Source organism: Amycolatopsis antarctica, assembly GCF_002262875.1.
Classification (GTDB): domain Bacteria; phylum Actinomycetota; class Actinomycetes; order Mycobacteriales; family Pseudonocardiaceae; genus Amycolatopsis; species Amycolatopsis antarctica.
The window spans coordinates 126,295-138,583 of sequence record NZ_NKYE01000006.1; the positions used below are offsets into that span (position 1 = coordinate 126,295).

12 protein-coding genes are annotated in these 12,289 nt (G+C 69.8%); 7 read left to right on the forward strand and 5 right to left on the reverse strand.

The features are described from left to right. Window positions 1–66: 66 nt before the first annotated feature. The gene (locus CFN78_RS11720; RefSeq protein WP_094862780.1) at window positions 67–1,176 is read right to left on the reverse strand and encodes a coiled-coil domain-containing protein; all 1,110 of its coding nucleotides are present in this window, start codon (window positions 1,174–1,176) and stop codon (window positions 67–69) included. A 147-nt stretch (window positions 1,177–1,323) separates the two neighbouring features. Here CFN78_RS11720 and CFN78_RS11725 point away from each other — a divergent pair, with 147 nt between their 5' ends. Both CFN78_RS11725 and CFN78_RS11730 read left to right on the forward strand, forming a co-directional pair. After that, window positions 1,324–2,592, forward strand: coding sequence for a tyrosine-type recombinase/integrase (locus CFN78_RS11725; RefSeq protein ID WP_240519407.1), 1,269 nt, complete (start codon window positions 1,324–1,326; stop codon window positions 2,590–2,592). Between the two features lie 40 nt (window positions 2,593–2,632). Beyond that, window positions 2,633–3,910: an RNA polymerase sigma factor gene (locus CFN78_RS11730; RefSeq protein ID WP_165777526.1), complete on the forward strand. Its 1,278-nt coding sequence runs from the start codon at window positions 2,633–2,635 to the stop codon at window positions 3,908–3,910. Window positions 3,911–3,949: 39 nt separating this feature from the next. On the opposite strand, the gene CFN78_RS11735 is transcribed toward CFN78_RS11730, so the two are convergent. Both CFN78_RS11735 and CFN78_RS11740 read right to left on the reverse strand, forming a co-directional pair. Next, complete coding sequence (locus CFN78_RS11735; RefSeq protein ID WP_094862783.1) at window positions 3,950–4,681, reverse strand: chitinase; 732 nt, start codon at window positions 4,679–4,681, stop codon at window positions 3,950–3,952. A 202-nt stretch (window positions 4,682–4,883) separates the two neighbouring features. Next, entirely contained in the window at window positions 4,884–5,825 is a 942-nt protein-coding gene (locus CFN78_RS11740; RefSeq protein ID WP_094862784.1) for a helix-turn-helix transcriptional regulator, read from the reverse strand. A 108-nt stretch (window positions 5,826–5,933) separates the two neighbouring features. Here CFN78_RS11740 and CFN78_RS11745 point away from each other — a divergent pair, with 108 nt between their 5' ends. Next, window positions 5,934–6,371: a VOC family protein gene (locus CFN78_RS11745; RefSeq protein ID WP_094862963.1), complete on the forward strand. Its 438-nt coding sequence runs from the start codon at window positions 5,934–5,936 to the stop codon at window positions 6,369–6,371. A gap of 38 nt (window positions 6,372–6,409) precedes the next feature. Then, window positions 6,410–7,213 (forward strand): putative protein N(5)-glutamine methyltransferase, encoded by an 804-nt coding sequence (locus CFN78_RS11750; RefSeq protein ID WP_094862785.1) that lies wholly within the window; start codon window positions 6,410–6,412, stop codon window positions 7,211–7,213. 373 nt (window positions 7,214–7,586) lie between these two features. Here the strand turns inward: CFN78_RS11750 and CFN78_RS29760 are convergent, their stop codons facing one another. Beyond that, window positions 7,587–7,925, reverse strand: coding sequence for a hypothetical protein (locus tag CFN78_RS29760; protein ID WP_094862786.1), 339 nt, complete (start codon window positions 7,923–7,925; stop codon window positions 7,587–7,589). Between the two features lie 117 nt (window positions 7,926–8,042). Here CFN78_RS29760 and CFN78_RS11760 point away from each other — a divergent pair, with 117 nt between their 5' ends. Then, window positions 8,043–8,828 carry a glycerophosphodiester phosphodiesterase family protein gene (locus CFN78_RS11760; RefSeq protein WP_094862964.1) on the forward strand — a complete coding sequence of 262 codons (786 nt, stop codon included), beginning with the start codon at window positions 8,043–8,045 and terminating at the stop codon, window positions 8,826–8,828. Window positions 8,829–8,850: 22 nt separating this feature from the next. Here CFN78_RS11760 and CFN78_RS11765 read toward each other — a convergent pair whose 3' ends face one another. Further along, on the reverse strand, window positions 8,851–9,552 hold the full coding sequence (locus CFN78_RS11765; protein ID WP_094862787.1) for a transglycosylase family protein: 702 nt from the start codon (window positions 9,550–9,552) through the stop codon (window positions 8,851–8,853). 290 nt (window positions 9,553–9,842) lie between these two features. On the opposite strand from CFN78_RS11765, the gene CFN78_RS11770 reads away from it, so the two are divergent. Together CFN78_RS11770 and CFN78_RS11775 are read left to right on the forward strand one after the other, a co-directional pair. Further along, complete coding sequence (locus CFN78_RS11770; RefSeq protein ID WP_094862788.1) at window positions 9,843–11,267, forward strand: MFS transporter; 1,425 nt, start codon at window positions 9,843–9,845, stop codon at window positions 11,265–11,267. A 54-nt stretch (window positions 11,268–11,321) separates the two neighbouring features. Beyond that, a complete protein-coding gene (locus CFN78_RS11775; RefSeq protein WP_094862789.1) occupies window positions 11,322–12,080 on the forward strand; it encodes a thymidine kinase in 759 nt (252 codons plus the stop codon). The last annotated feature ends 209 nt before the right edge of the window (window positions 12,081–12,289 follow it).

Consider the following 12,289-nt stretch of genomic DNA (forward strand, 5'->3'; position numbering starts at 1 on the left):
GGCCGCGGCACGGCCGAGGACAACGGAACCTGCACCATCGGGGAGGACCACTGGACGGCCCGGACGCTAATCCGCGTCCGGGCGGGGCTCAGGGGGCGACTCGGGCACGCCGAGGGCGGCCGCCAGCCGTGGTCGCAGCTCCATGGTGCCCGCGTCGGCGACCGTCGCCCGCAGGTCGTCCAGCAGACGACGGGAATCGGCGGCCTCCTCCGCCGCCTGCTCCGCGCGCAGCCGTGCCGCCCCGAGTTCCTCCCGGACACGTCCCAGTTCCTCGTGGTGACTGCCGTTGAGCTCGTCGAGCTGTTTCCGTGCCGCGGCCAGTCGTTCGCGGTCGGCCCGCGCGTCGGCGCCGGCCCGGCCGGTCTCCTCCCGTGCCCGTTCGGCCGCCTCGGCCGCGGCGGTCCGCGCTTGTTCGGCCGCGGCCGAACTCCGCCGCTCGGTGCGTTCCACGGCCTCGCGCGCCTCGGTCAGAGACTCCCGCAGGGCCACCGTCTCGGCGACGGTCGTCGCCATCCGCTCGCGTAGCGCCGCCAGCTCCTCCCGAACCCGTTCGGCCGTCTCCCGGTCGCCGCGAGCCCGGTTCTCCGCCTCCTCGGCACGTTCCCGTTCCGTCGCGGCGACCACCTCCTGCCGGGTGCGGCCCAGTTCCGCCTCCCGAGCCGCCGAGACCGCTTCATCTGCCTCCCGGCGCGCTTCGTCACGGTGACGGAACGCGGCCTCCGCATCGGCAACGGCGTCGACTCGTGCCGCTTCGGCGGTCTGTGCGGCCTGTTCGGCCTGTTCCCGCAACCCCCGGTCGTGCGCCGCCCCGGTCTCCGCGCCGTCCACCGCCGCGGCCGCCGCCGACAGCTCCACGTCCACCCGTTCCCGCACCTCGCGCAGGGCGGCGGCGAGGGCGGTGACCGGTTCCAGAAGCTGATCCGCCCTGGCGACGAACTCCGAGGTGGTTCCCGCTAGCGCGACCGCGTCGGTGGTGGCCCCGAGCGCATCGCGCAGCGCGTCCTCGGCGGCTGCGAGTTGCTTGCACGTCTTCCCGCCCGGCCAGGAGCGGGCCGGGCAGAACTCGAAGGGTCGCCCTCCGCGTGGACCGGGCGGGGGGAGCGGGGCCCGGCAGCGGGAGAAGCCGCAGAGCTGCGCGTCTGCGGGGGTACGTGGGGTTTCCATGGCCTCGGTCACCTCGGAATCGTACGTGTCGTAGTTATATAACCCATAACCAAGGTTGGTATTTTATATGTCATAACTTAGGTTACCTGCAAAAGTGAGCTTTTGTAGGTAAGGTCAGTCCAGTGAGGCTCACTGACATATCGCATCCAAGTAGCCACGATGAGTGACCAGATGGCCGAGCGCGGCACGCTGACGACACCACCGAAAACTGGGCACCCCCGCGCGGTACCCCAGGAAGAACCATGGCCGGGCGTGACCGATCCCGCCCGGCTGCTCGCCGAGATCGCGAGCTGGCTGCGCGGCTACGGCAACCACGGCACGCGCCGCACCTACGCCGAGGGACTCGGCCTGCCCACCGGAGCCACCGGGCTCCGCGACTGGCTGGAGGCACCGGACACCACCGGCCCCTGGGCGGCCGCCGTAGGGGAGTACGCAGCCACCCTCGGACTGGCCGGCAACGTCGCCCGGCACGGCACCGACCGGTCGACACCCCGGCCGCCGCCCGGAACGCCGGGCAGGCTGCGCGGACTCCACTGGTTCCGCTGGTGCGCCGAGCGCGGTACCGACCCGCTCACCGCCCGCTCCGACGACGTCAAACGCTGGCTCGACGCGCTCGACGACGCGGACGCCGCCATCGCCACCCGGGACCGTTTCCTCGGCACCCTCAAAGCCCTCTACGGCCACCTCGCCGACGCCGGACTGGTCGCCGCCAACCCGGCCGCACTCAACCGCCGCCGCCTCGGCCTGCGAACCTCGGGCCACACATCCAGCACGGTCACCCTCACCACCGCACAGGTGCGCGCCCTCTACGACACCGCCGCCCACCGCCGTCGCGGCGTGAGCCTGCTCGCCGCCCGCAGGACCCAGGCGATCGTCGGACTGTTCACCCTCGGCCTGCGCGTCTCGGAACTGTGCGCCCTCGACCGCGCCGATACCCACGTCACCCGCGGGCGCCGCGCCCTGCGCGTCACCGGCAAGGGAGACAAACCGCGCATCGTCTACCTCTCCGACCCCGCGGAATCCGCACTCACCGCGTACCTCCGGGAACGCGACGCCACCACCGGGTCCGCCTCCGTCGCGATCACCCCCGCGGGCCGCCGTGCCGCCGGAACCGGCCCGCTCATCGCCAACCTGCGCGGCGGCCGATCGGACCGCACCGGAGTCTGGGACACCCTGCGCCGCCTCGCCCGGGCCGCCGGAGACCCGCTGGCCGACGTCGCCGACCGCATGCATCCCCACGCGCTGCGCCACTTCTACGTCACCACCGCGGTGGAGGCAGGCGCCCAGGTGGTGCACGTACAGGCCGATGTCGGCCACACGAGCGTGGACACCACCGAGCAGGTCTACAACTCGGCCGCACGCGACCCCTCCCGAAGCGCGGTCGACCTCGTCGCCGACGCCTTCCTGCCCCCACCGTCGGCCGGCTGAGCTGCTTGCGAACACCTGCCCGGCCTGCTGTGATTCCGCTGTGACGGCAACCGAGACACACCGTGCCATCGAAGGGGTGTGGCGGATCGAGTCCGCCCGGGTCATCGCCGGGCTCGCCCGGATGGTGAACGACATCGGCCTCGCGGAGGAACTCGCCCAGGACGCGCTCGTCGCCGCCCTCGAACAGTGGCCGGAAGCGGGCGTGCCGAACAACCCCGGCGCCTGGCTCATGTCCACCGCGAAGCACCGCGCCGTGGACTCCATCCGGCGGAACCAGGCCCTGCAGCGCAAGGTCCAGCAACTCGGACAGGACCTCGGCACAGGGGGAGAGGACTTCACCGAGGAGGTTGACGCCGCCCTGGACGACGACATCGGTGACGACCTGCTGCGCCTGGTGTTCACCGCCTGTCACCCCGTGCTGAGCACCGAGGCGCGCGTCGCACTCACCCTCAGACTGCTCGGCGGACTGCGGACCGACGAGATCGCCAGGGCGTTCCTGGCACCGGAATCCACTGTCGCGCAACGGATCGTGCGCGCGAAGAAGAATCTCGCCAAAGCCGGGGTGCCGTTCGAGGTGCCCCGCGCCGGCGAGCTCGCACCCCGGCTGTCCTCGGTACTCGAAGTGATCTACCTGATCTACAACGAGGGATACTCCGCCACGGCGGGGGACGACTGGATGCGTCCGGCGCTGAGCGAGGAGGCGCTGCGACTCGGCCGGATCGTCGCGGAACTGATGCCGGGGGAGACGGAGGTCCACGGGCTCGTCGCGCTCATGGAGATCCAGTCCTCACGGGCCGCCGCCCGGATCGCCGCGGACGGAACACCGGTGCTGCTCGCCGACCAGGACCGCACCCGCTGGGACCAACTGCTGATCCGCCGCGGCCTGGCCGCGCTGGACCGGGCCGAGAACCTCGGCACCCCGATCGGCCCGTACACACTGCAGGCCGCCATCGCTGCCTGCCACGCCCGCGCCCGGACGCCGGGGGAGACCGACTGGCAGCGGATCGCCGGCCTCTACTCCCTGCTCGCCGAACTCACCCCGTCCCCGGTGATCGAACTGAACCGCGCCGTCGCGCTCTCGATGGCCGAGGGCCCGGAAACCGGACTGAAGCTCGTGGACAAGCTCAGCGGCGAACCCGCCCTCGCCGGATACCACCTGCTGCCGACCGTCCGGGGCGACCTGCTCGACCGGCTGGGACGCTACCGCGAGGCGCGGGAGGAGTTCGAACGCGCGGCCGCGCTCACCCGCAACGAACGGGAACGTGCGCTCCTGCTCGACCGGGCGGCCGCCAGCGAGATCGCGGCGGCACAGGCGTAGTACGCACGTGCCGCCGCGACCGGGCCGCGCCGAATCCCGTCAGCAGTACAGGTTCTCGCCAGGCGTGGTGCCGAGCAGGGCGGTGAAACGCTGATAGGCGTCGACCCTGGCCTGGACCTGGTCCGGATTGCCGCCGTTGCACTCGAGGCTGCCGTTGATGCTGCGGATGGTCTCGCCGAATCCGCGACCGTTGACCATCGCGTCGTGCGGCGTCATCGTGCCCGCTCCGGTCTGGGTGTTCCAGAACCACAGTCCGGTCTTCCATGCGACGGCCGCGTCGTTCTCCACCCGGAAGGGGTCGTTGAGCAGGTCGATACCCAGCGCGTCACCCGCCGCCTTGTAGTTGTAGTTCCAGCTGAGCTGAACGGGACCGCGACCGTAGTACGCGGCCTGTCCCGCGGGGCAGCCGAACGACTGACCGGGATCGCAGTAGTGCGGGTAGTTGTCGGTGTTCTGTTCCACGACGTGCACCAGGCCACCGGTCTCGTGGTTGACGTTCGCGAGCATCGCCGCGGCCTCACGCTTGCGGGTCGTCTCGTCGCCGGTGTTGGCGAAACCGGGATAGGCGCCGAGGGCGTCGGTGAGTCCCGAGTACGTGTAGAACGGGTTCCGGCTCGGGAACATCTCCTCGAACTGCGGCTGGCTGACGACGAACTCGGCGCTGGGCGCGCCGGTCGCGTCACCCGCGGATGCGGGGGACTGGGCCACGATCGTCACGGTACCGGCGGCGGCGATGGCGGCGAGTGCGGTCAGGATTCGTCTGATCGACATCGGATCACTCCTTCGTTGCGGACGAGGCGTGCGTGATCTGCTGCGGAGCGCCCGCCGTCGAACGCGATGCTGGAGAAGACCTGAGCAGGCGAGCGTCCCTCAAGGACAACCCGGGTGGTCTAGACCAGTCAAGGTTTCTGTCCGGTGCTGTCAGAGAATCACCCGACCGCCGACCGCGTTCCGGAACCTCGATCGACACCCCTCACCCTCCGTACCGCGCGAACAGCTCACGACCGATCCGGCCCAGCTCCACCCGGACCGTCTCCGGTTCCACCACCTCGACCCTGTCGCCCCAGCCCGCGAGCTGCTCCGCGATCGACGCCGCATTCGGCGCCGCGACCCGCACCCGCGACCGGCCGGCCCCGACGTCACCGAGCGGTTCACAGTGCCGTCCGAACTGCGCGCGCAGCACCGGAACCAGACCGGTATCCAGCAGGACCGTCGCCGACAGCGGCGAACGCCGGTCCTCCACCAGTTCGACCACCCCCGCCCACGCCCGCGCCAGTTCGAAGCCGGCGGGCCGGTCGGCGGGAAGCCCGGTCACCTCGACGTTCACCATCCGCTCCACCCGGAACGTCCGCCTGCCCTCGTCGGTACCGGCGAGCAGATACCAGACCTCGTCCTTGTCCACGAGCCCCCACGGCGCGACCAGCCTCCGGCTCAGTTCCCCGGCACGGTCGCGGTAGTCCAGCAGCACCTTCCGGCGGCGCACCACGGCACCCTGCAGCACGTCCACCAACTCCGGCCGTGTCCGCCCACGCTCGCCCCAGCCGACCGGATCGACGACCGTCGCCGACGCGGCCGCCTCGGCATCGGCGCGGAACGTCCCCGGCAACGCCCGGACCAGCTTCCGCAAGGCCGACCTCAACTCCGGAGTGGTCGCCGCCGGACCCGCCAGCAGGAACAGCGCCTGCGCCTCGGCCGAACTGAGGCCACTGAGGTCCGTCCGCGCACCACCCACCAGGGCCCAGCCGCCACCTCGCCCGCGCACCGGATACACCGGCACCCCCGCCGTCGACAGGGCCTCCAGGTCTCGGCGTGCCGTCGCCACCGACACCTCCAGCTCGCGGGCGAGCTCGCCGGCCGTCACCCGGCCCCGTGCCTGCATCAGCAGCAAGGTGGCCACCAGCCGGTCAGCACGCATACGGAACAGTCTGGCAAACAAAGCGATCAGAAGATGAGTACTTTCCCGATGCACGATGAGGTCCAGTCAGCCGCCGACCGGGACACCAACCCGCCAGAGGAGCACCAGATGCTACGAGGACTCGCCACCATCAGCCTGTTCGCCGACAACCTGCCCGCCGCGGTGACCTGGTACTCCGAGCTACTCGGCATCGAGCCCTACTTCGTACGCCCGGTGGAGGGGCCCACGGCGTACGCGGAGTTCCGCATCGGTGACCACCAGCACGAACTGGGCATCATCGACAGCCGGTACCGCCCGCACCCGGCGGCGTCCGGAGCGTCCGGAGCCGTCGTCTACTGGCACGTCGACGACGCGCACGCCGCGTACGCGGACCTACTGGCCAGGGGAGCGCGGGAACACGAGGCGCCGGTGGACCGCGAGGCCGGCTTCGTCACCGCCTCCGTACTGGATCCGTTCGGCAACATCCTCGGCGTCATGTACAACCCGCACTATCTCGACATGCTCGGCACGAGAAACCCGGCCCTCCGGTCGCGCGCAGACGATTAGGCTCGGCTGGTACTCCCAGTCGCCTCAGAAAGGTTCACATGACCGGCTCGGTGCCGCGTTTTGCCGTCGAGGAGATCGTCGCCCGGCTCCGGGGCGCGGGCTGCGTCTTCGCCGAGAACGAGGCGGACCTTCTCGTCCGCGCGGCGAGCGGCCCAGCCGAACTCGACGCGATGGTCGCCGAGCGCGCCGACGGCCTTCCACTGGAACAGGTGCTCGGCTGGGCGGAGTTCCACGGCCTGCGCATCGCGATGGCACCGGGGGTGTTCGTGCCACGACGGCGCACCGGGTTCCTCGTCGAGCAGGCCGTCGCGCTCGCCGGGCGGCGTGCCGTCGTGGTCGACCTGTGCTGCGGCTCGGGTGCCGTCGCCGCCGCGCTCGCGGCCGTCCTGGACGAACCCGAGGTGCACGCCGCCGACATCGACCCGGTAGCCGTGGCCTGCGCCCGCCGCAACCTTCCCGCCGGCGGCGCGGCCCACGAGGGAGACCTGTTCGACGCGCTGCCCGGCACCCTGCGCGGCCGGATCGCCATCCTGGCCGTCAACGCGCCCTACGTACCCACGGACGCGATCGCCACCATGCCTCCGGAAGCCCGCCTGCACGAACCGCGCGTGGCGCTCGACGGCGGTTCCGATGGGCTCGACGTCCAGCGGCGGGTCATCGCGGCGGCAGGGCAGTGGCTGGCACCGGGTGGCCACCTGCTGATCGAGACCGGACGGAGCCAGGCGCCGCACACCGCCGAGGCCTGCGCCCGGCACGGCCTGGTGCCGCGGGTGCGGACCTCGGAAGAACTCGACGCCACCGTCGTCATCGGTACCCGCGCGGGCCAGGGGACCCAGCCATAGGTGACCACTCGTCGTCGGAACATTGCGATCGTCGGCACAGGGGCGAACCGGACCGGCCAACCGATCGGGTTCACAGCGTCGTACTTGACATAATGTAGCTTATCGGCGTTTCGAGAAAGTAGAGAGAGCGGTGGTTTTACCTGGCCAGCGAGCCGGTGAGCGACTGACGACCCGAGCGCCCGCGGTGACATCCGGGAGCTTGCCATGAGTAGCCGATCGCGCGCCGTCGACGTTCTCCACCAGGGCCGGACTTGCCCCCGAGCCGGCCGCGAGACCTCACCGGCAAGCCTGCCGGATGCTCCCCTGGGCGCCGACCCCTGTCTACACTGAACCGTCACCGTGACGTTTTACGGTAGACAGGCTGGACATCGGATCAGCGGAGTTGCTCGAGGCTCCGGGCGGCGTCGGCGATCCCTGCCGCCAGGCCGCGGAGTTCGTCGAGGCCGGCGCCATCGTCCGCCGCCGTGACGACGTCCTCCGCGGCACACCGGAGCTGGAACAACCGGTCCTGGAGTTCGGCGATTTCACCGGCAGACAGCACGACGGCATCTTCGGGCAGGCCGGTGCGCTGGACGGCCGCACGACGTTCGTAAGCACGCTGACGACATGACTGGCCGCAGTAACGACGCCTGCGCCCCATCGCCGCGCCGTCCGGCAGCCGACGCCCGCACCAGCCACAGTGCTTCGGTGCGGACCTGCGCGACGGCGCCATTTCATCACGTGACGATTCGCTCGTACCGCCTCGCTCCGCTACCTCGCTCACCAGCCAGACGATAGCCGTCCATCTTCCGATTACGTGCGGGGCCTGCCGGGCGGGCACACTGAGCGGGTGGCCGTCGATCACCCGTACCTCGCCTCCTCACTCCCCCGTGCTTTCGCTCACCGGGGCTGGCATATCGGCGAACTCGACGGACTGGAGAACTCACTGCCGGCTTTTCGTCGCGCGGTGGCCGAGGGGTACCGCTACGTCGAGACCGACGTGCACGTCACCTCGGACGACGTGGTGGTCGTTCTCCACGATCCGACGCTGAACCGCACCACCGACGGGTCGGGGCTCATCCGCCGGCAGACCTGGGCGCGGGTGTCGAAAGTGCGCATCGACGGCCGGGAACCGTTGTCTCGCCTGGAAGACGTACTCGAGGAGTTGCCGGAGACGCTGTTCAACATCGACGTCAAATGCGATGCCGCCGCTGAACCGTTCATCCGGGTGCTCCAGCGCCTCGGCGCGGTCGAACGGGTCGCCGCGGCCGCGTTCTCCGACGCCCGGCTGCGCCGTCTTCGGCGGCTGGCCGGATCCCGGCTGATCACCTCGATGGGCCCGCGTTCCACCGCCGTGTTGTGGGGCAGCGGCTGGGTGCCGTGGGTTCGGCTCGGCCGGTTCAGTCGCGGCACCTTGGCCCAGGTTCCCGCCCGGCAGGGCGCGCTGACCGTGGTGGACCGTTCGTTCCTGCGTTCGGCGGCCCGAGTCGGCGCGGAGGTGCACGTGTGGACGGTCGACGATCCGGTGCAGATGCGGGCGCTGCTCGATCTCGGCGTGCACGGGCTCATCACCGACCGCCCGGACTTGTTGCGGGACGTGCTTGTGGAACGTGGCGAGTGGGAGGCAGCGGCTTAGCGCCTGCCTGGTCGGATCACTGTCAGCGGGGCGCCTTGCCGTCCCAGGCCGCCTTCCAGGTCTTCGGCCCGAGTCGCCCGGAGTCGTTGATTCCGTTGGCGCGCTGCAGATCCAGTACCGCCTGCTTCGTCTTGTCGTAGTAGCAACCGGTGCCGGCGAAGCCGTAGCCGAACGCGTTCATCCTGAGCTGGAACGCCTTCAGCGCGGGTGCGCAGTCACCGTAGGCGTAGACCACCTGCGGCCACGCCGGCTGACCGCCCGGTGACGGAGCGGGAGCGGGTGGCGGCTTCGGTGCGGGCGCCGGTGCTCCCCCGCCACCGATGTACGCCGACTGCTCGTAGGTAGGCTTGCGCTTGCTGCGGGCGTCGGCGTCGTTGCGCAGGCCGAGCTTGCCCGCGCACTCCCAGGGCTGCCAGCCGCGCATGCGGTACAGGTACAGCGCCCGGTAGTCCTGTTCGGCCGGTGCGGCCTGGTCTGGACGGCCTGTTCCGCCGACGCTCTGCCACGTCGGCAGGTCGAACTGGTAGGCACCGTAGTAGCCGGTACCGGTGTTGACGGCGTACCGGCCGCTCGACTCGCACATACGCAGCTTGGACCACGCGCCGGCGGACGGGTCGGCCGAGGCGGCCGTGGTGGTGATGGCCTGCGTGCCGAGCACCGCGGCCGCGACCACCAGAACCCTCGTCACCAGCCGTTTCGCCGCGCCGAGGTGCGATGTCGTCATGAATGGGACAGTATGGAGTAACCACACGAACCACAAGAGTCACAGCAAAACCACCAGTCTCACATAACCCAACCGGGCGATGTGGAGCGACACGCACGCTGTCTCAGTCTTGGGCGTAGTGGGCGTCCCGGGGAACAGCAGGCGGCGAATGGAACACGATCATCGCGGCCGGTGTCCGCCCGGACGGACCGCCGGATAGTCTCCGCTCACCGATTCCTGGGGCGCCTTCGATTCCGGCTTGTTCCGGCACTGGATCGCACCGTCCTGAACCACCTCTGCGCGGAGATCCGATGACGACTACGAGTGACGGCCCGGCTTCGGCCGCGGACCGGGACAGCCGCAGGCGAGAACAGCGCGGATGGTATTTCTACGACTGGGCCAATTCTGCGTTCTACACCTCGGTCATCACCGTGTTCGGTGCGCTCTACATGAGTTCCGTCGCGGCGACCGACGCCCGTGCCGACCTGATCACCAACGGACCCACCCCGTGCATCGGTGACGACGGCGTCGCGAACACCCTGCAGAACTGCGACATCAGCCTGTTCGGGCTTCAGTTCCCCGCCGGTTCCCTGTGGGGTTACCTGCTGTCGGCGGCGACGATCATCCAGGTCCTCGTCCTGCCGATCACCGGAGCGATCGCCGACCGGAGTCTGCGCAAGAAGCGCATTCTCGGCGGTTTCGCGTTCCTGGGCGCGACGGCGTCCGCGCTGTTGTTCTTCGTCGCCGACGACAACTGGGGCCTCGGCGTCGCGCTGTACATGGTCGCCAATATCGGTTACGGCGCCTCGATCGTCGTCTATTACTCGTTCCTGCCACAGATCTCCACGCCGGACGAGCGGGACTCGGTTTCGGCGCGGGGCTGGGCTTTCGGCTACCTCGGCGGTGGTATCGCGCTCGCTGTGCAGCTCGCGTTCTATCTGAACTACGAGGCGCTTGGCCTGACCGAGGGTCTGGCCGTGCGGATCTGTTTCCTCGCGTCCGGGGTCTGGTGGGCGGCGTTCACCATCATCCCGTTGCGGCGGCTGCGCGAACGGCAGGAACCCGACCAGCGGGCGGAGGGCGTGTCGGTACTGCGGGCCGGTTTCGCAGAATTGCGGCAGACCTTGAAATCCGCCCGAGCGTATCCGCTGACGCTGGCGTTCCTCGGGTCGTACCTGATCTACACCGACGGGATCGCCACCGTGGTCGGTGTCTCGGCGCAGTACGGCAAGGAGGAGCTGAAGTTCGCGAACGAGGTACTGATCACGACGATTCTGGTGATCCAGTTCGTCGCGTACTTCGGTGGGGTGGCTCACGGCGTGCTGGCGCGTCGTTTCGGAGCCAAGCGGACGATTCTCGGCAGCCTGGCCGTGTGGGTGCTGGTGATCGCGGCCGCGTACTTCGTGGAGGCGGGGCAGCCGCTGCAGTTCTACGCGCTCGCGGTCGGGATCGGGCTGGTGCTGGGCGGGACGAACGCGTTGTCGCGTTCGCTGTACAGCCAGATGATCCCGGCGGGCAAGGAGGCGCAGTACTACTCGCTGTACGAGATCGGTGAGCGTGGCACGTCGTGGCTCGGTCCGCTGCTGTTCGCGGCGGTGGGCCAGGCGACGGGGTCGTTCCGGTACGCGATCATCGCGTTGACGGTGTTCTTCGCGGTGGGTTTCGTGTTGATCGCGCTCGTGCCGGTGCGGCGGGCGATCGCGGCCGCGGGTAACCGGGAGCCGTCGGTGGTGTGAGGCCCGTGCGGGGCCTGAGTGCGTCTGGCGTGGCGCCAGATAGGGTTCCCCGTCGTGACTGTGCTGGGCGATAGTGAGCTGGATCCGACCGACGCGCTGTCGTCGGTACCCGCTGCCGGTTCCCGGCGTGGGACGCCGGCCGTGGGCAGGCTCAAGTTCTGTTATGGCCCGATGGATTGCGGGAAGTCGACGCTGGCGTTGCAGATCGACCACAATCACGCCCGGCAGGGCAGGCAGGGTCTGCTGCTGGTTCGGCACGACCGGTCCGGCAGTGCGCAGATCAGCAGCCGGATCGGCATCACGCGGGGAGCGGTGGAGCTGGCGGGTGACACCGACGTCCGGGGGCTCGTGCGCGAGATGTGGTCGCGTGGGCAGCACGTGGACTACCTGATCGTCGACGAGGCGCAGTTCCTCTCCCCCGCGCAGGTCGAACAGCTCGCGGAACTGGCTGACGACGTGCAGGTGGACGTCTACTGCTTCGGGATCGCGACGGACTTCCGCAGCGAGCTGTTCCCGGGAGCGCGGCGGTTGTTCGAGCTGGCGGACGAGTTGCAGCCGGTCCAGGTGGAGGTGCTCTGCTGGTGCGGTCTGCCGGGCAGGTTCAACGCGCGGGTACGGGACGGTGTGGTGCTACGGGCCGGCGACACGGTCGTCGTCGCCGACACGGTCACCTCGAGCACTCCCCTTGTTGAAGTGTCAACAGAGGCGACCGATTCGACTACGGTGCGTTACCAGGTGCTGTGCCGGCTCCATTATCGCCGCGGTGACCTGGGGCCATCGTCTCCACAGGAAGGCCAGCTACGTCTTACCTGAGATCAATCGGCAATCCCTCATGTGGGTGAGATTCGACGCGATGACCGCCGTTGGCGTCACGTCAGAGCGCCGATTCTCTCTCAGTACGAGAAGCTGACGCACCAGGCGGCCGAGGCCGCCAGGGTCATCGTGAGCGACGACATTCCCGGCCGGGAATCCTGGGCCCGGGTTGTTCGTTGCAGTGAGTGAGCATCACCGAGGCTCCCGGC